The 22071-nt window shown below is 62.6% G+C and carries 20 protein-coding genes; 9 read left to right on the forward strand and 11 right to left on the reverse strand.

Annotation, left to right across the window (positions count from 1 at the left end):
* Window positions 1-9 precede the first annotated feature (9 nt).
* The 5 genes from M1R55_RS06405 to M1R55_RS06425 all read right to left on the reverse strand — a co-directional run bounded on the left by M1R55_RS06405 (window position 10) and on the right by M1R55_RS06425 (window position 6216).
* Entirely contained in the window at window positions 10-1572 is a 1563-nt protein-coding gene (locus tag M1R55_RS06405) for a dihydrolipoamide acetyltransferase family protein (RefSeq protein WP_249393855.1), read from the reverse strand.
* Window positions 1573-1633: 61 nt separating this feature from the next.
* Window positions 1634-1867: a hypothetical protein gene (locus tag M1R55_RS06410; RefSeq protein ID WP_249393856.1), complete on the reverse strand. Its 234-nt coding sequence runs from the start codon at window positions 1865-1867 to the stop codon at window positions 1634-1636.
* A gap of 18 nt (window positions 1868-1885) precedes the next feature.
* A complete protein-coding gene (locus M1R55_RS06415) occupies window positions 1886-2914 on the reverse strand; it encodes an alpha-ketoacid dehydrogenase subunit beta (RefSeq protein WP_305880275.1) in 1029 nt (342 codons plus the stop codon).
* Entirely contained in the window at window positions 2911-4074 is a 1164-nt protein-coding gene (locus M1R55_RS06420) for a thiamine pyrophosphate-dependent dehydrogenase E1 component subunit alpha (RefSeq protein WP_249393857.1), read from the reverse strand. The genes M1R55_RS06415 and M1R55_RS06420 overlap by 4 nt, the downstream gene beginning before the upstream one ends.
* Window positions 4075-4614: 540 nt before the next feature.
* The gene (locus M1R55_RS06425; RefSeq protein WP_249393858.1) at window positions 4615-6216 is read right to left on the reverse strand and encodes an aminotransferase class V-fold PLP-dependent enzyme; all 1602 of its coding nucleotides are present in this window, start codon (window positions 6214-6216) and stop codon (window positions 4615-4617) included.
* Window positions 6217-6324: 108 nt separating this feature from the next.
* On the opposite strand from M1R55_RS06425, the gene mnmG reads away from it, so the two are divergent.
* From mnmG to parB, 5 genes are all read left to right on the forward strand, one after another.
* Window positions 6325-8130, forward strand: a complete 1806-nt coding sequence (gene mnmG / locus M1R55_RS06430; RefSeq protein WP_249393859.1) for a tRNA uridine-5-carboxymethylaminomethyl(34) synthesis enzyme MnmG — start codon at window positions 6325-6327, stop codon at window positions 8128-8130.
* Window positions 8131-8232: 102 nt separating this feature from the next.
* On the forward strand, window positions 8233-8625 hold the full coding sequence (locus M1R55_RS06435) for a hypothetical protein (RefSeq protein ID WP_249393860.1): 393 nt from the start codon (window positions 8233-8235) through the stop codon (window positions 8623-8625).
* Complete coding sequence (gene rsmG / locus M1R55_RS06440; protein ID WP_249393861.1) at window positions 8622-9359, forward strand: 16S rRNA (guanine(527)-N(7))-methyltransferase RsmG; 738 nt, start codon at window positions 8622-8624, stop codon at window positions 9357-9359. Before M1R55_RS06435 ends, rsmG begins: the two co-directional genes overlap by 4 nt.
* A gap of 82 nt (window positions 9360-9441) precedes the next feature.
* A complete protein-coding gene (locus tag M1R55_RS06445; protein ID WP_249393862.1) occupies window positions 9442-10191 on the forward strand; it encodes a ParA family protein in 750 nt (249 codons plus the stop codon).
* The gene (gene parB / locus M1R55_RS06450; protein ID WP_249393863.1) at window positions 10175-11032 is read left to right on the forward strand and encodes a ParB/RepB/Spo0J family partition protein ParB; all 858 of its coding nucleotides are present in this window, start codon (window positions 10175-10177) and stop codon (window positions 11030-11032) included. The genes M1R55_RS06445 and parB overlap by 17 nt, the downstream gene beginning before the upstream one ends.
* A gap of 68 nt (window positions 11033-11100) precedes the next feature.
* Here parB and M1R55_RS06455 read toward each other — a convergent pair whose 3' ends face one another.
* Window positions 11101-12540, reverse strand: a complete 1440-nt coding sequence (locus M1R55_RS06455) for a VanW family protein (protein WP_249393864.1) — start codon at window positions 12538-12540, stop codon at window positions 11101-11103.
* A 118-nt stretch (window positions 12541-12658) separates the two neighbouring features.
* Entirely contained in the window at window positions 12659-13660 is a 1002-nt protein-coding gene (locus M1R55_RS06460; RefSeq protein ID WP_249393865.1) for a YpdA family putative bacillithiol disulfide reductase, read from the reverse strand.
* A gap of 122 nt (window positions 13661-13782) precedes the next feature.
* Here M1R55_RS06460 and fumC point away from each other — a divergent pair, with 122 nt between their 5' ends.
* Window positions 13783-15192, forward strand: a complete 1410-nt coding sequence (fumC, locus tag M1R55_RS06465) for a class II fumarate hydratase (RefSeq protein WP_249393866.1) — start codon at window positions 13783-13785, stop codon at window positions 15190-15192.
* A 66-nt stretch (window positions 15193-15258) separates the two neighbouring features.
* Here the strand turns inward: fumC and M1R55_RS06470 are convergent, their stop codons facing one another.
* Window positions 15259-15546: an antibiotic biosynthesis monooxygenase gene (locus tag M1R55_RS06470; RefSeq protein ID WP_249393867.1), complete on the reverse strand. Its 288-nt coding sequence runs from the start codon at window positions 15544-15546 to the stop codon at window positions 15259-15261.
* A 103-nt stretch (window positions 15547-15649) separates the two neighbouring features.
* Between M1R55_RS06470 and M1R55_RS06475 the strand changes: the two genes are divergently transcribed.
* On the forward strand, window positions 15650-17350 hold the full coding sequence (locus M1R55_RS06475; protein WP_249393868.1) for a hypothetical protein: 1701 nt from the start codon (window positions 15650-15652) through the stop codon (window positions 17348-17350).
* A 101-nt stretch (window positions 17351-17451) separates the two neighbouring features.
* Here the strand turns inward: M1R55_RS06475 and M1R55_RS06480 are convergent, their stop codons facing one another.
* On the reverse strand, window positions 17452-18318 hold the full coding sequence (locus tag M1R55_RS06480) for a M23 family metallopeptidase (protein WP_249393869.1): 867 nt from the start codon (window positions 18316-18318) through the stop codon (window positions 17452-17454).
* Window positions 18319-18397: 79 nt separating this feature from the next.
* Between M1R55_RS06480 and truA the strand changes: the two genes are divergently transcribed.
* A complete protein-coding gene (truA, locus tag M1R55_RS06485; protein WP_371827166.1) occupies window positions 18398-19231 on the forward strand; it encodes a tRNA pseudouridine(38-40) synthase TruA in 834 nt (277 codons plus the stop codon).
* Between the two features lie 43 nt (window positions 19232-19274).
* On the opposite strand, the gene M1R55_RS06490 is transcribed toward truA, so the two are convergent.
* Together M1R55_RS06490 and M1R55_RS06495 are read right to left on the reverse strand one after the other, a co-directional pair.
* On the reverse strand, window positions 19275-19613 hold the full coding sequence (locus M1R55_RS06490) for a GNAT family N-acetyltransferase (RefSeq protein ID WP_249393870.1): 339 nt from the start codon (window positions 19611-19613) through the stop codon (window positions 19275-19277).
* A 42-nt stretch (window positions 19614-19655) separates the two neighbouring features.
* Complete coding sequence (locus tag M1R55_RS06495; protein ID WP_249393871.1) at window positions 19656-20213, reverse strand: GNAT family N-acetyltransferase; 558 nt, start codon at window positions 20211-20213, stop codon at window positions 19656-19658.
* Between the two features lie 574 nt (window positions 20214-20787).
* Between M1R55_RS06495 and tyrS the strand changes: the two genes are divergently transcribed.
* Entirely contained in the window at window positions 20788-22023 is a 1236-nt protein-coding gene (gene tyrS / locus M1R55_RS06500; RefSeq protein WP_249393872.1) for a tyrosine--tRNA ligase, read from the forward strand.
* The last annotated feature ends 48 nt before the right edge of the window (window positions 22024-22071 follow it).

Here is a 22071-nt window from a genome sequence, read left to right on the forward strand (position 1 = left end):
CGTTCCCTGTTACATTCCTTCCAGCATCAACCGGTCTGGATTCTCCAGCAACCGGATCACTTCTTTGCAAAAGCGGGCCGCTTCCGCGCCGTCTACAAGGCGGTGATCGAAGCTGAGGCTCAGGTACATCATGTGGGCCACTACGATCTCGTCGTGTTCGTTCACAATCGGACGCTTGACGATGGAGTGCACGCCCAGAATGGCGGCGTCGGGCACGTTGATGATGGGGAAGGAAAACAGCGCCCCGATAGAGCCGATGTTGGTGATGCTGAAGCTGCTGCCCGTCAGTTCGTCGGCACTCAGCTTGCCGTTCTGAGCGCGGCCTGCGAGGTCTACCACTTCGCGGGCCAGGTCGAACACGCTCTTGTGGTTCACGTCACGCAGCACGGGTACGGTCAGGCCGGCATCTGTGGCGACGGCCATGCCCATGTGGTAGTAGCGCTTCTGCACAATCTCGCCGGTGGCCTCATCAAACGAGGTGTTGAGGCTGGGGTATTTGCGCAGGGCCACCGCCACCGCCTTGAAGAAGAACGGCATATAGCTGAGGCGCACGCCCGCCTCTTTCGCCTCGGCCTTCACGCGGTCACGGAAGGCGACGAGCTTGGTCAGGTTCACCTCATCCACGGTGAGGGTGCGGACGGTGTAGAGGTGGCTGGCCTGCATCTGGTTGCTGATGGCGCGGCGCATTCCCCGCAGTGGCACGCGGTCTTCGAGGTGTTCGTAGCCTTTGGGCGTGCGGTACTGAACAGGCGCAACGGGCATTCCGCCGGTGTTGGCTGGGGCAGGCTTGGCGGGCGCTTGGGGTTGAGGCTGGGGAGCAGTTGGAGCAGCGGCGGCAGGCTGAACGGGCTGAGGCTGTGGGGCTGGAGCATGTGTAGCTGGCGCTTTAGCCCGCTCCACATGCGCCGTCACGTCCTGCACGCGCACCCGCCCGTTGGGGCCGCTGCCCTGCACCTGCGCGAGGTCTACACCCAATTCGCGGGCCAGTTGGCGAGCAGCAGGTACGGCCAGGATGCGGCCATCTTCACGGGTCTGCACGGCAGGCTGAGCGGGGGCGGGCGGCGTCAGAACAGCAGTCCGTCCACCTGTGCCTAAGCCCTGGCCCAAACCCTGCACCCTCACCGTTTCGTCGCTGGCAAAGGCTTTAAAGAGACTGGTGTCGTCTTCCGCCTTGGCCGGAATATGGCCCGCTTCTACAATCGAGCGTTCCTCCTGCGCCTGCGGGGGCAGATGCTCGGCTGTGGTGGTCGGGTTCTGGGCGCTGTCCTGAATGGCCTGAATCGGGGCCACGCTCTCCCCTGCTGCCGGGGCTGACGCAACATCAGCACTCGCCGCGCCGCTCTCGTCGATCAGGGCAATGGCAGCATGGACGGCCACCACGTCGCCTTCCTGCGCCAAGCGCTTGCTCAGGCGTCCGGCCACCGGACTGGGCAGTTCCACCGTCACTTTGTCGGTCATGACTTCGCAGAGCGGTTGCTCCAGCGCGATCATGTCGCCTTCCTCTACCAGCCATTTCAGGATTTCGCCCTCGACGACGCTTTCGGCGAGTTCGGGCAGCAGCACTTCTTTCATGAGTTACCTCGGGTGTGAAATATGGAGCGTGGGAATAAATCAAGCTCCGAATGAATTGTGTTCAGCGCAGGAGGAAGGCCCGCAGCAGGCCGTAGACCATCAAAATCACGCCCAGAATCTTGATCCAGCGCTCGTCGCCCGCGTAGAACCATGCCGCCAAGCCCAACAGTAAGAACATCGCGCCGATGCACAGGCTTTGCCACGGTTCGGGTAAGCGGCCTGCCTGCGAGTACAAGCCAAAGCCGATCAGCAGGCCGATGGTGCCGAGGAAGGGGCGTAGGAAGTTGGGGTTCATGGCTTTTAGCATAGAAGGTCAGTAGTTCAAAGCCTTGACGCAGGCCGCCGTGATGCGGTTGGGGCCGGGCAGATACACCTTGTCCTGCACATACGGATAGGGCGTATCGAAGCCCGCGACCTGTCCCACCGGAGCCAGCAGCGAGTCGAAGGCCTGCTCCTGAATCACGTAGGCTACCTCGCCCATAAAGTTGCTGATGCGCGGGGCCTCGCTGACGAGCACGGCTCGGCCCGTTTTTTGCACACTGCTGAGGACGAGTTCTCGATCCCAAGGCACCAGGCTTCGCAGATCGATGACCTCCACGCTCACGCCTTCTGCGGCCAATGCGGCGGCGGCCCGCTCCGCGTCGGGCATCACGCCGCCGTAGCCCACCAGCGTCAGGTCAGTGCCTTCCCGCCGAATCGCGCCCTCGCCAATTTTCACGATGTAATCATGGCTGGGCACTTCACCTTTGGCGGCGCGGTACAGCCGCTTGGGTTCAAAGTAGATCACCGGGTCCTCTCCGCGAATGGCGGCTTTCAGCAGGCCTTTGGCGTCGTAGGGCGTGCTGGGCATCACCACTTTCAGGCCCGGCGTGTGCGTGAAGTAACTTTCGGGACTCTGGCTATGGTGGTGTCCGCCCTTGACGCCGCCGCCGCTGGGCGTGCGAATGATCATGGGCGCGGTAAATTGCCCACCACTGCGGTACCGGATTTTGGCCGCCTGACTGATGATCTGATCGAAGCCCGGCCCCATGTAATCGGCAAACTGAATTTCGGCGATGGGACGCAGACCACGCACGGCCATGCCCACTGCCGCGCCCACCACGCTGGCTTCAGAGAGCGGCGTATCAAACACTCGGCGCGGGCCAAATTCGGCCTGAAGTCCGGCAGTAGCAAGAAAAACCCCGCCGCGTGCGCCTACATCCTCGCCAAACACCACTACCCGGTCATCGCGGGCCAATTCTTCACGCATGGCTTCCGTCACGGCCTGAATCAGTGTGAGGGTGCGTGTTTCACCCGTCTGTGCTTGCCCGGTCTGAGCGGATCGGTCTTGGGTGGCCGTCATTTCTGCCCCTCCTGCTCGGCCCGCACAAAGGCGGCCTGCTCACGCAGATGGGGCGGCGTATCGGCGTACACATCCTCGAACATGATGCGCCAGTCGGGCTGCCCGGTGGCTTCGGCCTTCAGCACGTCGGCGTCGACGGCCCGGTGAACCGACGAGATCAGGTTGGCGCGTTCCTCGGCGTCTACCGGGTGGCCCAGGTGCGCCAACAGCCCTTCTATGCGGGCAATCGGGTCGCGGGCCAGCCAGGAGTTCACCTCGTCGCGGGTGCGGTAGTTCTTTTCGGCGTCAGCATCAGCGTTGCTGTGAGAACCCACGCGGTAGGTCAGACATTCCACCAGCGCGGGGCCATTGCCTGCCCGCACCCATTCGGCGGCGTGTCCGCAGACTTCCATGACGGCCACAATATCGTTGCCATCGACATAAAATCCCGGCATCCCGTAGGCCTTGGCCTTGATATGGATGTTTGGGCTGGCGGTCTGGGCAGCCAGATTGGTGCTGATGGCCCACTGGTTGTTCTCGCACACGAACAACGCCGGAGCTTTGGCCGCGCCCGCCATGTTCAGGCCCGCGTGCCAGTCGCCCTCACTGGTCGCGCCGTCGCCAAAGGTACACAGGGTAATTTCATCAGTGCCGAGATACTTTTGGGCCATCGCGTTACCCGCTGCGGGCGGCACCTGCGAAGCGATGCTGGAACTGATAGACACGAAATTCTTGCTGGCACTGCCAAAGTGATGCGGCATCTGGCGGCCCTTGCACAGGTCGGAATTGGTGCCGAGGCACTGGCTGATCAGGTCGATCATGGGCACACCCATGGCTAATCCCAGCGTGTGGTCGCGGTAATAGGGCCACACCCAATCGTGGCCCACGCGGATAGAGCGGGCCAGCCCGACCTGCGTGGCTTCCATGCCGCTGGACTGGGCATAAAAGGTCGTGCGCCCTTGCCGCAGCAGCGTCACCAGTTTGCGGTCAAACTCGCGGGCACGCACCATCTCGTGGTGCAGTTCTCGCAGCAGTTCTGGCGTGTAACGAACGGGCAACTCGCGTACAGGACGGCCATCTTCGGCTACCCAGCGCAACGGCTCGGGGGAAAAGGGTTCGATGGGGCTGGAAGATAAAGAGGTCAATTCGGTGCTGGGTGTGGGTTGTGAAGCGGTCGTCATGACCGGGCCTCCTCGGATGCATAGGGGAAATGCGGAGTGGGATTGGGATGCAGCAGGCGGCAAAAGGCACGGGCAATAGCTCAAGCTCTGGCCTCCTTCTGCTGTAGAAATCTGTCTAGCAAACGCTCGTTAGGTATCTTATACGGATTTGGCCCGTTTCGCCGCGCCCAGGGAAAAAGAGACGGCTGGGTGCGGGTTTGATTACAGAGCAGGTCTGACCAAACTGGGCAGATTGCTTCCAGTTCGCTGGGCTGGGCACTGACGAGATCGCAAGTAGTGAGACGCACTGGCTGAAGCTGTCGCGGGGCACTGCTGAGGATCAGGGGTGTCTGGTAGTGCTGGACGGGGTTGGAAACAAGGGGCGGGGCTGAACCTCGCACCGGTGGCCCCCTCACCCCGCTGCTTTGGCAGCGCCCCCCTCTCCTCAATCCGTTCCAGTCCCACAAGGGGTCAGAGCAACGGCTTTCATTGGAGTTGGAAGCCTTTCTTAGATCCTCAGACCCTTGACACTTAGCCACCTTCCAGACTGGCAGCCTACGTTCAATACGCGAAAAACACCAAGTCTGCCGGAATATGCGCCGGAATACTTCTCTGCTCCAGATCGGGCACGAGGGCCGCCACCCGCGCCTCAGCTTCGGCCAGATACGCCTCGTAGGGCACGTCTCCCCCACTGCGCTCTGGGCGGGCGTCGCCAAACAAATCCAGCGGGGCAGTGTCGGCCTCATGCGTCCACGCGCCGGAACCCCAATTGAAGTGATACAGCGATAAAAACCGTTCGCCGCATGCCGCCACGAACTCTATAGCGTCCAGCAAAAACTCTATTTCCACGTCGGTGGCCCAGGGTGCGAGGTTCAGGCGCGTCCAGCCGGGTTTCAGGCCGTCCATCTCACCCAAGACGCAGTTCAGGTAGCGCTCGCTGCGTTCCTCATCTATGCCCAGCAGCACATGACCGTATGGCCCGGCACAGGCGCACCCGCCCCGTGCCTGAATGCCGAACAGGTCGTTCAGCAGGCGCACCACGAAGCGGGGATGCAGGAACGCGCCCGACTCGGTGCGGATCAGGAACGATAGGAAGGCCAGCCGTGGAGCCTCTGGGTTGCCCAGCAGATGTACGCGCTTGTTGGGGGTCAGGCGCGACATGGCGCGTGAAAACAACTCGTGTTCACGCGCCGTCAGCGCCTTCACACCCAACTCCTCTTTGACTTTGAAGGCCAGCGCGGTGCGAATTTTGCCCAGAATGGCGGGCGTTCCGGCGTCCTCACGGGCCTCGATGTCGTCTATGTAAGCGTGCTTGGTGCGGCTCACGTAGCGCACTGTGCCGCCGCCCGCCGTACTCGGAACCGTCAGGCGATACAGATGCTCCTGAAAGCACAGCAAGCCGGGCGTGCCGGGGCCACCGACGAACTTATGCGGGCTGAGAAAAACCGCGTCGTAACCGTCTGCCTTGCCGGGCTTCATATCGATCTGCACATAGGGGCCACTGGCCGCAAAGTCGAAGCAGGCAAACGCCCCATTCGCGTGCAAGATTCGGGCCACCGTGCGCGTATCGGTCAGCAGGCCAGTCACGTTGCTGGCCGCGCTGAAGGAACCGATCTTGGGCCGACGCACAAACTCTGGGGCCTTCAGCAGCGTCACCAGCGCATCCAGATCAAGATTGCCGCGCTCGCACAGCGGGACTTCCACCACTTCCGCCAACGTTTCCCGCCAACTGACCTCGTTGCTGTGGTGCTCGTAGGGGCCAACGAACACCACCGGGCGCTCGTGGGCAGGCATGGTGTTCAGGGTGGCGGCGCGGTGGGCTTCCGGCACGCTGAGGCCCAGAATGTCTTGTAGCCGCCTCACCGCCGCCGTACTCCCCGATCCGCAGTACACCAGCTTGCAGGTAGCGTCGCCGCCCAGTTGCCCCTTCACGTATTCGGCGGCCTGATGCGCCAGATGCGTGGTCTGTGCACCTGTCGCGCTGTCCTCGGTGTGGGTGTTGGCATACAGCGGCAGCGCCAGCGTTTGCACCCGCTCCTCTATGCTGCGCAGCGCCCGCCCGGACGCCACGTAGTCGGCATAAGTCACGCGGCGAGGCCCGAACGGGGTGCGAATCAGGGTGTCCGTTCCGATCAAGTCAGCACGCAGCGAGGCAAAGTCCATGAAGTCATCTTAATCTGTAAGCCGGTTAGCCACTGTGATGGACTGGCAGCCAGACCGTAACCCAGCGCCGCGCAATCTCTGCCCCCGCCCACTACACTCTTTTCTGAGATGAGCGGCGTGCAGACGGGATGGAACGTAATCGTAATCGGGGGCGGCCACGCGGGGTTGGAAGCGGCGTGGGCGGCGGCCAAATATGCGCGGGTGGCGCTGTTGGTCGGCAATCCTTCGACCATTGGCCGGATGCCCTGCAACCCGGCAGTGGGCGGCCCTGGCAAAAGCCAACTGGTCTTTGAAGTTCAGGCGCTGGGCGGCCTGATGGGACAACTGGCCGACGCCACCGCCATCCATACCCGCGTGTTGAACGCCAGCAAGGGGCCGGCGGTGCAGTCGCTCCGGGTGCAAAATGAGCGCGATGCCTACGCCGAATACGCGCAGGACGTGATTCTGGGACACAGCGGCCTAGATGTGGTGCGTGGAGAGGCCGCCGATCTGGAGAGCGACGGGCAGGGCGGCTGGTGGGTCATCACGACGGACGGGCGCAGGCTGGCGGCCCGCAGCGTGGTCATCGCGGCAGGCACCTTTATGCGGGCGGTGACGTGGTACGGACGCCAATCCCGCCCCGAAGGACGACAGGGCGAACCGCCTTCCCGTTTCTTGTCGGAGCCGTTGGCGCGGGCCGGACATGTGCTGAAGCGCTATAAAACGGGGACGCCGCCACGTGTACGGGCCGACGCAGTTCGCTTTGAAGACCTTCTGGAGATTCCCGCTGACCCCAACCCACGCGGCTTTACGGGGCAGCCCGGCCCACGCGCTACCCGCTCCCCCACTTGGCAGACCTACACCACCCCCGAAACCCACCGTCTGATTCAGGAAAACTTGCACGAGTCGCCGATGTACGCCGGAGACATCGAGGGCCTAGGGCCGCGCTATTGCCCCAGCATTGAGGACAAGGTGGTGCGGTTTGCCCACCATGACCGCCATCTGCTGTTTGTGGAACCCGATGGTATAGAAACGAGTGAGGTGTATTTGCAGGGCTTCAGCTCCTCGCTGCCGCCGCATCTGCAAGACCGTCTGGTACGTACCTTACCCGGCTTTGAACAAGCCGTAATTCAGCGCTACGCCTACGCCGTGGAATACGATGTGGTGGATTCCACCGAATTGACCCTGAATCTCGAATCTCGCCAGTTGCCTGGAGTCTTCACGGCGGGGCAGATCAACGGCACCAGTGGCTATGAGGAAGCCGCCGCCCAGGGCCTGGTGGCCGGAACTGCCGCCGCCCGCCGCGCCGAAGGCTTGCCCGAGCAGTTTATTGGCCGCGAGACAGGGTATCTAGGCGTGATGCTGGACGATCTGGTGTTCAAAGGGAGCGACGAACCCTACCGCATGATGACCAGCCGCGTAGAACACCGCCTGCTGATGCGGCAGGACAACGCCGACGAACGCCTGACGCCGCTGGGGCATGAACTGGGCTTGGTAGATGAGGGCGAGCGAGACCGTGTGGCCGCCAAATACGGGCGAGTGGCCGACGCTGTGGCCGAGTTGAATCGCCAGCGCGTACAGGGCCACACAGGGGATGCCTGGTTGCGCCGCCCGGAATTCACACTGCCGGATGTGGAGGCGTTAGGCTTCACTTTGCCTGCGCTGGACGCCACCGAGCGGGAAGCACTGGAAATACGGGTGAAATATGCAGGCTACATCGCACGCGCTGAAACCCAGCTGAAGTCGGAAGGGCGGGCGCGGGAACTGAGTCTGGCGGGCGTAGATTTTGCGGGAATCATCGCTCTGTCGAACGAAGCCCGCGAGAAGCTGGGCCGGGTGCGTCCCTTGACCGTGGAACAAGCGGCCCGCGTGCCGGGTGTGCGCCACGCCGACATCAGCGCCCTGCTGGTGCACCTGAAACGTCAAACGATCTGAGAATGTTTCACGGGAAACCTGACGGTGAAACAAATCTGGGTCGCAAACGGAGATGGAGCGCTTGACCTCAGCTGCGTTTCACGGGAAACTTGACGGTGAAACATGGATAAGCCCACTGATCCTTCCGTTCCCACTCCTCCCTTCGATCAGGGACTCCTGCTGGGCATCCTGATTGGTGAAGGGCACTTCGGCGGCGACGGCAAGCAGCCCCACATCACGCTGAGGATGCACACCCGCCACCGCAAACTGTTTGAAGCCATGCTGCGAATCTGCCCCGGCTCGCGCCTATACGGCCCCTACGACCACGGGGGACGCCAGTATTACCAGTGGATGGCGCGGGGCAAAGTGCTGCGCGAACAGCTGGTGCCGCTGCTGGACGCGCTGCCAATGGCCGAATTGGATGACCATGTATTTGAACGCTACACAGATATGAAAACGAGGTACGGCCTGATGAACACACCCGATTTGACCCCTGAAACGCAGGGCACGCCATGACACCCGAAGGCCAAGACCTGTTGCTGCGGGGCGGCGACGCGCTGGGGCTAGACCTCACGCCGCATCTGCCCGCTTTTGCCGAACTGCTGAGGCTGTTGCTGGAAGGCTCGGCCCGCACCAACCTCACCGCACTCAAGGAAGAGCCCGACATCATCCTCAAGCACTTCGTGGATTCGCTGACCTGTCTGCAAGGTGGCTATCTGCACGGCGTTCACCGGGTCATAGACCTGGGCACAGGCGCGGGCTTTCCTGCCTTGCCACTGGCTATCGTGCAGCCTGACCTGCAACTGGTTCCGGTGGATTCCACCCGCAAAAAGATAGAGTTTGTGGCCGCCACCGCCGCTGCACTGGGCCTGACCAACGTGAATCCTTTGGTGGGCCGCGCCGAGGAACTGGGCCAAGATCCCGAACACCGCCAACGCTATGACCGCGTAGTCGTGCGTGCCGTGGCCGCCCTGCCAATCCTGGCAGAACTGGCCCTGCCTCTGCTCCGCGAAAACGGCTTGCTGGTGGCGCAAAAAGGCCCGATCAGCAATGAGGAACTGAACGCGGGCCGCCGTGCATCGGGAGAAGTGGGCGGCAAAGTGCAAGTGGTTGACCCCTTCACGCTGCCGATTCTGGGCGACGCCCGCACTCTGATCGTGATTGAGAAGCTGAAGCCGACCCCCGCCAAATATCCCCGGCGTCCGGGCGTACCGAACCATCAACCGCTCTTCTGGAACGGCAATACGTGAGACGGCTCTGCTCTACCGTAACGCACCTGGCCCGCCCAATAACGGTATCTTCACTGGCGATGCTCGCAGTTAAGGAACGCTCGTGAAGACCATCGGCGTGGTCAATCAAAAAGGTGGGGTAGGCAAGACGACCACTGCCATCAATCTGGCCGCCTACCTCGCGGCGGGCGGGCGGCGCGTGCTGCTGCTGGACATGGATCCTCAGGGCAACGCCACGAGCGGGCTGGGTCTACGCGGAGCCACCGAAGGGCTGTATGAAGCACTGGGTGAACCGGGCCGGGTGGCCGAATGGACGCGCACCACCGATCAGGCGGGGCTGGACGTGTTGCCCGCCACACCTGATCTGGCAGGCGCAGGCGTGGAACTGGCCGAAGATCCGGACGCCCTGACACGACTATTGGCGAGTGTGAAGGGCTACGACCTGGTGCTGATAGACGCGCCGCCCAGCCTTGGCCCGCTGACCGTCAATGTACTGGCCGCTGCCGACGCTCTGCTGATTCCCTTACAGGCCGAGTATTACGCGCTGGAAGGACTGGCAGGCCTGATGGAAACTGTGCATCGCGTGCAGGGCGGCCTCAATCCGCGCCTGAAGGTGCTGGGCGTGGCCCTGACCATGTTCGACGGGCGTACCAATCTGGCACAGGAAGTGGAGACGATGGTGCGGCAGCATTTTGGGGAACTGGTGTTCTGGTCGGTCATTCCACGCAATGTCAGGTTGTCGGAAGCGCCCAGCTTTGCCAAGCCCATCAACGCTTTTGCGCCCCTGTCGAGCGGCGCGGCGGCCTACAAACGGCTTGCCGAAGAGGTGATGCAGCGTGTCGAAAAAATCTAGCCTTGGGCGCGGTCTGGACGCTCTGCTGGGTAAGCCTCAAGCTGAAATTGCCAGCCTGACCGGAGTGCAGACCCTGCGCCTGGACCGGATCGTGCAGGCGGCGTACCAACCCCGGCAGGTGTTTGCCGCCGAAGGGTTGGCGGAACTGGCCCAGAGCATCCGTGAAAAGGGCGTGCTGCAACCCCTGCTGGTGCGCCCACGCGGCGACGCCTTCGAGATTGTGGCCGGCGAGCGGCGTTGGCGGGCCAGCCAGCTTGCAGGCCTGACTGAACTCCCAGTGATTATCCGGGATCTGGCAGACCGCGAGGCGCTGGAAATTGCGATTGTAGAGAACTTACAGCGCGAAGATCTGGGGCCGCTGGAAGAAGCGCGGGCCTATCAGGCGTTGCTGGATCATGGGCTGAATCAGGAAGGGGTGGCGCAGGCGGTAGGCAAAGGCCGCAGCACCGTTTCTAACGCACTGCGCCTGCTGACGCTGGGTGACGCCGCGCTGCGGGCGCTGGACAGCGGAGAAATTACCGCCAGTCATGCTCGCGCTATCCTCGCGCAGCCTGCCGTAAACCGCGATTGGGCGCTGGAACAGATCGTGTCGCGTGGCCTGAACGTGCGTGACGCCGAAGCTCTGAATCGGGAAGCCAAAGCTGGGAAGGCGGCGGCCCATACGCCTATTCCGGTCAATCCCCCGCGCACTTACCGCCAACTGGAATTGGATTTAAGCCGCCGCACGGGGACACGTGTACGGATCACAGGGGAAGACAAGGGACGCGTGGAACTGAACTACGGCTCACGCGAGGAGCTTGACCGGATTCTGGAACTGCTTGGATTCGCCGCTGAGGAATAGGTCTAAGGAAGAGCTTAAACACAGGAGGGGAGAGGCATTAATGGCCTCTCCCCCTAGAGTTCTAGAGTTTATCGGCGCGTGCCGACCAAGAAGATGTTGGGCCAAGGGCGATACACACTCCGCAGGGTGTCCTGTTTGAAAGTTTGCCCATTGCGGATAAATTTGCGGGTGACTTCTAACGTGGCTCCGGGGGCCGCCCAGTCGACTTGTTTGCGCTGTCCGGCGGGCAGGGTGGAATCGGAAATCAGGCGGTCGACGGGCGAGGCGCGGGTGGCGAGAGTGCGGGGCGTGCCGACCTCTACCGTGTAGTCACGGGCCTTGCCGAACACGGCGATGCTCAGGCGGGCTTCTTCATCGTTCCAGTCGGTCTGGAACCAGAGTGCGCCGCCTGTATCGTTGGCAAATTTCAGGTCGAGTGTGGGCTGGTATACCGCTGCGTCGAGGCCCGAAGGATCGTAGTAGCGCACCTGGTACGAGTGATTCTGGCGCTGGGTGGCTGTCAAGCCCGCGCCGTAGAGGGTACGAAACACAGTGGTACTGACCTGACAGATGCCGCCGCCCACGCCGTCGACGGTGCGTTCGCCAGAAATGACCAACCCAGTCACGAAGCCGTTTTGGGTGTTGATCGCGCCTACGGCCTGATTGAACGAGAAGACCTTGCCCTCGATCAGGCGGTCTTTGAAGCGCGACGCGCCGACGTGAATATTGGTGACACGGGCTGGGCTGCTGCCGTAGTAGTTGGTTTCGCCGGTGCCCAAGTGCTGCGTAATCCCGCGTGAGACAAAGAAATTCAGCGTGCGCTCCGGGGCTACCTGTCCAGACACGATCACGCTGGCCTGCACGCCCTGCGGGTTTTTCAACACTGTTTCGATGCTGGCGCGGGTCTTGTCCATATTGATGATCAGGCCGTTGCGCTGCACGATAGACCAGCCGTCCCACAGCTCTTCAAAGCGGGCATTTTCAGGTTTGGAGGGCAGATCGGCCACAAATTTCTTCAGGTCGGCTTCCAGGGAAGCACTGATGCTGCCCCCACGCTGCCGCAACTGGGTCACCCGCGCAGCGGAAACAGTCAGGGTACGGGTGAAGGGCAACGTGGTTTTTTTGCCGTCGACCAGCGCAGGCCACTCGGCACGCACCGTGATCAGCAGCGGCGCGGTGCGGGGGGGCGTGACCTTCACGCTGGGTTCCGGGGGCGTGGGTGCGGGCTGGGCAGGGTCGGCGGGCGGAGTCGGCACAGGCTCCGGCATCGGCTCTGTGGGTGGTGCGGGCGGCACGACTTCTGGGGGCACTTCTACAGGTGGAACGGGTATAGGTGGAGGAGCAGGCGGCGTAACACCGGGAGGCGTGGGCGGCAGAGGCAACACCGGAATCACGATTGGCGCGGGTGCAGCGGGCGGCGTCGGCGTGGGTTGCGCCACAGGCGGCACAGCAATGGGCGGTGTATCTATCTGCGCTGCCGTCTGCGCCACCGCGCCGCCCAAGAGTGCCGCACCCAATACCGCACTCATCAGCACAGTCCATGTTCCTACACGCCTCGATTGACCCTTCATGCTCGGCAGTATTTCACGCGCTCCAGACTGAATTGTGAAGCGCGTGAACGTGAAGACGGGCGTGCTGTCAGGCCGTTTAGCGAGTGACCAAGGCTGAGTTTTCCAGTTGCCGGCCAATCTCGGCCACCGCTGCCACCGCATGATGCCGTCCGTTTTCAATAAATACCTGATTGGTCTTGCCTGCAAAGCCCGCGCTACCTACCACGAACAGGCCCGGCGTGCTGCTTTCGTACGCATCTGACATGACCAAGCAGGCGTCTGGGTGCTGCGCCAGATTCAAACCGTCCAGAAAACTGAGGTCGGGACGGTAGCCGGTCAGGGCAAAAGTGAAATGGGTGGGGAGTTCAAACGTGCTGCCATCGGCCCGCTCGATTCGTGCCATGTCAGGCAGGATTTCGACCACCCGTGAGTTGAAATGTGCGGCGATGCTGCCTTCCTTGATCCGGTTCTCCAGGTCAGGGCGTACCCAATATTTGATGGTGGATTTGAGTTCGGGCGCACGCACCACCATCGTCACCTTCGCCCCGCCGCGCCACAGATCAAGGGCGGCGTCGGCGGCGCTGTTGCCCGCACCGATTACGGTCACGTTGAGGCCCATAAACGGGTGCGCCTCGGTGTAATAGTGCGACACGTTGTCGCCGTCCTCGCCGGGAATGCCGAGGTGCAGGGGATTGTCGTAGTAGCCCGTCGCCACGATCACGCGCCGCGCTTCCACCACGCCGGGGGTGCCGTCCCGTGCCTCGATTTCCAGCGTGAAGCCTGCCGGGGCCGCGTGAATCTCGGTCACGGTGGTGTACTGCTCCACGTTCAATTCCTCGCGCTGCGTCACAAGGCGGTAGTACATCAGGGCGTCGCGGCGATCCGGCTTGTCGTGGCCCGTCACCATCGGATGATTGCCGATTTCCAGTTCAGGGGCGGTGGTAAAAAACGTCATGTAGGTGGGGTACTCAAAAATGGCGTTGACCACGCAGCCCTTTTCCAGCACCACGTAACTCAGGCCAGCCCGTTTGCAGGCGATAGCTGCCGCGAGTCCCACCGGGCCAGCGCCCACGATTGCCACATCTATCAGACCACTCATGCCGCCCATTCTGGCAGGGGAGAGGAGAGCAGACCGTAAGGCAGGGCGTCTAAGGGCCGAGGGGTTTAGGAACGGCGGCTCTGTTCTGCCCACTGTTTGCCACTCACCGTTAAACTGAGCGCATGACCGACACCCGCCAACCTTCAACCCGCACCGAGTCCGACACGATGGGCAAGCTGGAAGTCGCCTCTGACCGGTATTGGGGCGCACAGACCGAGCGCAGCATTCACAATTTCCCGATCGGGCGCGATACGTTCGTGTGGGGCCGACCCGTTATTCAGGCATTGGGGATTTTGAAAAAGGGCGCAGCGCAGGCCAATGCCGACCTGGGCGAATTGCCGCAGGATGTGGCCGATCTGATCGTGCGGGCCGCCGATGAAGTGATCGCGGGCACGCTGGACAGCCATTTTCCGCTGGTGGTGTTTCAGACCGGAAGCGGCACCCAGAGCAACATGAACGCCAACGAGGTGATTTCCAACCGCGCCATAGAACTGGCGGGCGGCGTGCTGGGCAGCAAAGCGCCCGTCCATCCTAACGACCACGTGAACCGGGGCCAGAGCAGCAACGACACCTTTCCCACCGCCATGCACATCGCCGTGGTGCTGGAACTGAACCACCGCCTGTACGGCAGCGTGGGCAAATTGCGCGGCACCCTGCACGCCAAAGCCGGGCAACACGCCGGACTGGTGAAGGTGGGGCGCACGCACCTGCAAGACGCCACGCCCATCACGCTGGGCCAGGAAATCGGCGGCTGGGTGGCCCAACTGGACTACGCATTGGCCGAAGTGAAACACGCCGAAGCGGGCCTATACGACCTTGCCATCGGCGGTACGGCAGTCGGCACAGGCCTGAACGCGCACCCCAAATTTGGCGACCTGGCCGCGCAGAAATATGAGGCAGAAACGGGCTTCCCCTTCCGCTCGGCAGAGAACAAATTTGCAGCCCTGAGCGCCCACGACGCGCTGGTGCAGACCTCGGCGGCGTTGCGCACTCTGGCAGGCGCACTGATGAAAATGGCGAACGACGTGCGCTGGCTTGCCAGTGGCCCCCGCAACGGCATCGGCGAAATTGTGATTCCCGAAAACGAACCCGGCTCCAGCATCATGCCCGGCAAGGTGAACCCGACCCAGAGCGAGGCGCTGACGATGGTGGCGACCCGCGTGTTTGGCAACGACGCGACGGTGGCCTTTGCGGGCAGTCAGGGCAATTTTCAACTGAACGTGTTCAAGCCCGTGATGGTTCACGCCGTGCTGGAAAGCATTCGCCTGATTGCCGATGCCAGCCTCGCCTTCAACGACAACTGCGCGGTGGGCATAGAGCCGAACCTCGCCAAGATTGAAGAAAACCTGAGCATCAACCTGATGCAGGTCACGGCGCTGAACAAGCACATCGGGTACGACAAGGCCGCTGCCATTGCCAAAAAAGCGCACAAGGAAGGCAGCAGCCTGCGCGAAGCGGCAGTGGCACTGGGTTACGTCACTGACGAAGAATTTACGGCGTGGGTGATTCCGCTGGAGATGACGCACAACTGAGGATGGGTGTGTGATCTGGAAAAGCACGCATCAATTGGCCACCACGCAGTTCTCACTCACCACTGACTATTCACTGCTCACGGCACCCCGCGATTCCTGCACCTCGAACACCCACGATTTGGCCCCGGCAGGTAGCGCAAGCTGGGGCGCGGGGCAAGCCCACCGGCTGGCAATCAGCAGCAATCCCGGTTGGGCGGGACTAACCAGCAATTCTGCGCCCAAGAATCCGGGTTGGGACTGCAACGTGTGCAGATGGGCGCTGAGGGCCGTAGCCACCAGGCCGTCGCCGTTATCGCGGGCTTCGACATACTGCACCTGAACGGGGAATAGGGCGGCAGGCTCAGCAGCGGGCATCAGCCTATGCTAGCGGCTCAGGTTCTCCTCACCCAAATGGGGGACTGACCTGTCAATTACGGCTCTCTTCATCCTTCAGACGCGCTAGGCTACGGTTCATACCGTGTCCTCCTTCCCCTCTGCCACTGAGTTTGACGATGTTCCTGTGTCGCCTGCGGTGATTCAGTGGGCGTCCAACTGGCGTGTACAGGCCCTCAGATTGCTGGGAGCGGGCCGAATACAGCAAGCACTCTGGCCGATGGCGCGGGCCAACGCGGGCGGCGATCTTTGGGCGCGGGCCACCCTGGGGCATATTTACGCGCTCCTGGGGCTAGAAGCCTCTGCCGGGCGACTTGAGACAGCGGCCCTGAACCACTTGACCCATCAGAGCCTGGGCGGCGATGACCTGGCGGGCGTGGCCTTGGCCTGTGCGCAGGCTTGGGCAGCGCTGCGTGAAGCCGGAACCCGGCCCCAGCAGATCAACTGGCAGCGGGCCTTTCAGTGCGTGCAGCTAGCGACCAGAGTGCCCTCTCCGTTGGCCCCGCACCTCTGGCTGGCGTTGGCACGGGGACTGCGTGAGGCAGGCGAGGCGGCGCAGGCAGGGCGGGCACTTCAGGCGGCCCTCACAGCACAGGGCAAGGCAGACCCCGCACTTCCAGCGGATGCCTGGGTAGAAATTTGGGCTGATGTTTGGATCGCCGAATGGGCACTGGTCACTTCTGAGGTGGTCTGTGCCGACAAGGCATCCGAAGAGAATCGCCCAACACCGACGCCCGGTACGGTCGGCCCGGATGCGCGGGCGCTCAGAGCATTGGCCGCGCTGCAACATCACGGCAACGTGGGCACACTAGCCGAACTGGCCGACGCTCTGGAGGCCGTAGAGCGGGTAGATTTGCGCCGCACCTGTGCCTTTGCCCTGGCCGAATGCCTGAGCGTACTGGGCGCACACCGCGCCGCCTTGGCTGCCATGCACGCTTATCCTCTGTTTCCCCGTCCCACTGGACCGCGTGACTGGGCCTGCCGGGGAATCCTGCTTCGCCGCCAACACCACGACTGCGCCGCCCTGCGCGACCTGGACGCGGCCCTGAGTGTGCCCGACAGCTTGCCGCCACCGCTTCGGGTCAGGATCAGTCTGCACCGCGCCGACCTGCTGTACCGCCAACACCGTGTGCCAGAAGCACTCGACAGCTTGCGGGAAGCGTTGCCCGCTCTGATAGGTCTGAGCGCACCGTATCTGCTGGCCCCCGACCTGGCAGAACTGACCACACTGATGCAATTGGCGGCCTTGGAACCTGACCTGAGCAGTTGGGCAGAGCAGGCATATGGAGCCGCGAATCGGCGTGAATCAGCGTCAGCAGAGGTCTCGTCAGGCTGGACGCTGGACACTCTAGGTCAGGCTACCCTGCGCCGGGGCGGTCAGGCCGTGCCTCTGCGCTGGCCCGAAACCCCCCTCCTGATCGCCTACCTGACTTTGCAGGGCGAAGTGACCCGCATGCAGGCTGAACTGGATTTGTTTCCCGATTTGCCGCCCAAACTGACGCTGGCCCTCTTCCGGCAAGCTCTGGCTGAACTCCGCACCCACTTTGGCGCGGACGCCGTGCGCGTGGGGGGCCCCAAACGCTACCCCACCTATACGCTGCTGATTCCCGTGGCATTGGATATTCAGCGCCCTAGCGCAGTGGCCGCCGCGCCGGGACTGTTTTTGCCGCACCTTCCCCACACCGGTTGGGTCGCCGAACGCCGAACGTTGCACCGCCTGACCGATCAGCATTTTGTAGAGCAACAAACAAAGAAGCAGGCCAAAGAAGGACACTTCAGCGGATAGAACTGAGAGCAGGCAAAGCGGCGTCTAGAGGTCAAGAGTCCGGGGGCCAAAGAAACGACGCCAAACTTCGGTGAAGCCTTTCACGCTATCACCGCCTGCGCTCAGTACAAACTCAGCGGATCGCGTGGATTCCAGCGCAGGTAGGTTCCAAAATGCAGATGCGGCCCTGTAGACCGGCCTGTGTTTCCTACCCGCCCAATCGGTTGCCCACGCGTAACCAGTTCGCCCTGTTTGGCCAGGTTGGCACTTAGGTGGGCGTAGCGGGTGATCCACCCATCAGGATGCTGAAGAACCACCGTCCAGCCCCAGCCCCGGTCAAAATCGGGCCGAGATTCCAGCACCCGCCCGCTGCGGGCCGCCCGCACCAAGGTTCCAGTGGGAGCCACTATATCTATGCCGTAGTGCATCTCACGCACGCCGTCTAGCACGCGGGAACCGTAATCGCTGCTGACGTTGCGGTACCCAGCCACCGGCCACAGCCAAGCGCCGGATGATGCCGGCAAAACAGGATTGACCCGGATCGCGGCGGGGCGCACAGTAGCGGCGGTGGCTGTGCGTGCGGCCACCGTGCGGGCCGGAATCTGAATAATTGCGCCTACCCACACGGGTTTTCCGCCCGCGTATTTGGGATTGGCCCGCACCAACTGTGTCAGGGTCAGGCCCACCCGCTGAGCGATGAAGGTCAGATTCTCGCCTGCCTTGACGCGGTACCGGGTGGCAGGCAACACGCGCCCTGGCAGGCTCAGCACCCGGCCCGCCTGAACCGAATTGGCGTCGCGCAGGGCAGGATTGGCCGCCCGCAACTGCGCTACCGTCAGGCCCGCCCGCACCGCAATGCCCGACAGCGTATCGCCCGGCTTGACGCGGTAGGTGGCCGCCAGCGACACGCTCCCCAGCACAGAGGCACCGATCAGAGTGGCAAAAGCGGTCAGGCGGACGGCCCGCAAAACCCGGTGGAAAAGATTCACAAGCCACAGGATAACGATCTGGCGGCCAAATAAGCTGAGAGCCGTTTCCCAGTCCCCTTCTATCCGCTAGCCTGCGCCTGTGTCCGTTGATGCCGTGTCTGCCGATCTTGCCCTTATCGACGCCCCGCCGCTGTTTGCTCCGCCTGCCGGGTTTATTCGCCTGCGCCTCACGGTGGCCTATCACGGCGCAGGGTTCGCGGGCTGGCAGTCGCAACCCCAGACCCGCACCGTGCAGGACACCTTGCATGAGGCTTTTGAGCGGCTGGGCGCAGGTGGGGCGGCGCGTCCAGTGGCAGCGGGGCGCACCGATGCAGGCGTTCATGCCGACGCCATGCCTGCCCACATAGATGTGCCAGACAGCTTTCAGCTTGCGCCGGAGCGCTTGGCCCGCGCCCTGAATGCCCACCTACCTCCAGATTTGGCCGTGCTGGATGCCCTACCCGCCCCCACCGGGTTTCATGCCCGCTTCGGCTGCACGGGCCGCGCCTACATTTACCGCCTCTGGACGGCCCAGCAACGGCACCCGCTGTGGGCAGACCGCGCCCTACACGTGTTGGGGCAACTGGATGCAGAGGCCATGAACGCTGCCGCCGCCGCCCTGATCGGCACCCACGATTTCGCCGCCTTCGCCACCCGTGAAGACCGCCATACCGTGCGGGAATTACGAATGCTGGAAGTGAGGAGGGTAGGCGAGATTTGGGAGATTCATGTGCAGGGCGAGAGTTTCCTGCGCCATATGGTGCGCGGTCTGGTGGGGACACTGCTGCTGGCCGGACAAGGCCACCTGACGCCTGCCCAGACTGCCGACATTTTGCAGGGCGGCCAACGCGCCCGCGCAGGTGCAAACGTGCCCGCACACGGCCTGACCTTCAGCGGCGCAGAATACGGCCACATGCTGTACAGGAGCGAGTAAACCAGAGTTATAAGCAGTTCTTAGACCCTCACACCCTCTACCTTTAGACCAGCCCCAACAATCCAAGTTCCCATGTTGCCCACATGGCTTCAGGCACGTAACCGAGGCGGGCATTCACCCGCAACATGGGCAGATTCAGCACTGTGCCCCCCGTTCCGGCAGAAGAGAATCCATCCGCTTTGGCCCAAGCCAGAGCACGGGCCTTGACCAGGGTGGCGAGGCCGCGAGAACGGTGGGCCGCGTGTGTGACGGTGTGTTCAGTCTCCACTTCTGCACTGTGTGGCGTGAGGCGGGTGCTGGCGACAATTTCCCCGCGCCAGCGCACCACGAACGCCACTTCTTCACGCTGCAACATCTCGCGCAGTTCGGCGGCATTTAGCACGTCCGGTGTGGTGGTGGGGTTGCGTGGAGCGTCGGCACTGCCCTACTCGTAGAGGGCGTGCAGGGCGGCCCAGTCGGAATCGGGGGCATCTTTCCCCAAGCGTTCCACTTCATAGCCGTCTAAAAACAGGCGTTCTTCCAACGGTTGATAGGGGGCAAACTTGAAGCCCGCCAAGTCCAGATGTGCGCCCCACGATTGCCAGGCGTTGCGGAATCCTGCCGCCCCAAAAAAGCCCATCTTCTCCGGCCAATCTTCGCGGGTCACGCCCAGCAGGCGCGTGAATCCAGCGGGCAGACGGCCCAGCAAGGCCAGATACAGCGGCGTGAATGCCGCGCCGTCGCCTGTCATATCCAGTCGCAAGGCGTCCGGTGCACCGGAGCCGAACGGCGCGAGGCGGGCAGTTGCTACCACGCGGCCACTTCGCTCGGCCACCCAACGCAGGCGGTCTGGTTGCACGTCTTCTCGGAACTGGTCGACGTTATAAGTCCAATGCCCGCGCACGCCGTCTGTCACGAGTTCAGCCACCGCCCTAGCATCGGCGTTCTGGAAGTGACGTAGCGTGAATAGCGTGTGGGTGGGCAATTGCAGTGACTCTGACATAGGCACATGCTGCACCAGAGAAGACTGGAAGGCCAAGTTAGAGAATACGCCACTTGGCTTAGCGCAGCGCTATACGGTAACCCGGGCTCAAGCTTTGCGCACTCAGCAGCCTCTCAGACTACCCGGTGTATTTGTGACTAAGGATATATTCACATATCTGTTGACAAGATTCTGTCTGTATCATATTATGCTGTTACCGGAATGGAAGTGCCATCGGTGCACTTATTCCCCAACCCGGAGGATCACAGTTCTCCTTGGATGCTGAGGGGCAACTCCTGACCCAACCTCAGTCTTAACCCGCGCCCCCCGCCTGTTTCCGGCGGGGGCTGCGCTGTTTTGGGGGTGTACAGGCTGTCTTGAGGGCATAGGTGTGAAAACACAGGCGGTAGACCGGGGCGGGGCTGCCATACGGGGCTGTGCTACCCTGCCTCTATGACGTTCCCGCGCCCGCTCTATTCACCCCGCCGCAAGTCGGGGCGTCTGGCGTAAGCGAAGGCAGAACGGTTCCGGCAGGCGGCGTGCGAGTAGGGGCACGCCGCCTTTTTCTGACCTCTCTGAGCTAGAAGGAGTTCCCATGACTGACATTCAACGAAACTTGCCCATAGACGAACAAATTGAGCTGCTGAAGCGCGGCGTGGTCGACCTCGTATCCGAAGACGATCTGCGGCGCAAGCTGGCACAGGCGCAGGCAGAGGGCCGGCCGTTGCGCGTAAAACTGGGGGCCGATCCGACTCGCCCTGACCTGCACCTGGGGCACGCCGTGATTCTCCGCAAAATGCGCCAGTTTCAGGACTTGGGCCACAAGGTCATCATGCTGATCGGCGATTTTACGGCCATGATTGGCGACCCCAGCGGCAAATCCAAGACCCGCCCACCGCTGACGCTGGAAGAAACCCGCGCCAATGCGACCAGCTACCTGGAGCAGTGCCGCCTGATCCTGCGCGACGACCCGGACGTGCTGGAGGTTCGTTTTAACGGTGAGTGGCTGGAGCCGATGGGTTACGCCGACGTGATCCGGCTCGCCAGCCGTTACACCGTGGCCCGCATTCTGGAGCGCGACGATTTTACCAAGCGCCTCCAATCTGGCACGCCCATTCAGATGCACGAACTGCTGTACCCGCTGACGCAGGGCTACGATTCGGTGGCGCTGGTGGCCGACGTGGAACTGGGCGGCACCGATCAGTTGTTTAATAACCTCGTGGGCCGCGCCTTGCAACGCGACTACGCGCAGGAACCCCAGGTCGTGATGACCCTGCCGTTGCTGGTAGGGCTGGACGGCACCGAGAAAATGTCCAAGAGTCTGGACAACTACATCGGCCTGACCGACGAACCGCACCTGATGTTCGCCAAGCTGATGAAAGTGCCCGATCCGCTGGTGGGCAACTACTTCACACTGCTGACGGATTTGAGCGCCGAGCGGGTAGCCGAACTGTTGGCCGGGCATCCGGTGGCCGCGCACCGCGAACTGGCCCGCGAAGTGGTGGCGTCGCTGCATCCGGGCGCAGACCTGGAGGCCGCCGAGGAGCGTTTTAAATCGGTGGCGAAAGGTGGCATTCCCGAAAACATTCCCACCGTCAGCATTCCTGCCGCCGAGCGCAACCCGGAAGGGCGTTACAGTTTGGCCCGTCTGGTGGTATTGGCCGGACTGGAACCCAGCAACGGCGCGGCCCGCAAACTGATTGGGAACCGGGGTATCAGGGTAAACGGCGAAACGGTGGCCGAAGCGCAGACCAGCATCGAACTCCCTGAGGGCGGCGCGGTCATCCAGAAGGGCAAAGACCGCTTTGCCAGAGTGATTGCTGAGGCTTAGACCAAAATTGTCTTCACCGGGCCTTCATGGGCCGCACAGCGTCTTGCC

The sequence above is a fragment of the Deinococcus sp. QL22 genome (assembly GCF_023370075.1).
In the GTDB taxonomy this organism is placed as follows: Bacteria; Deinococcota; Deinococci; order Deinococcales; family Deinococcaceae; genus Deinococcus.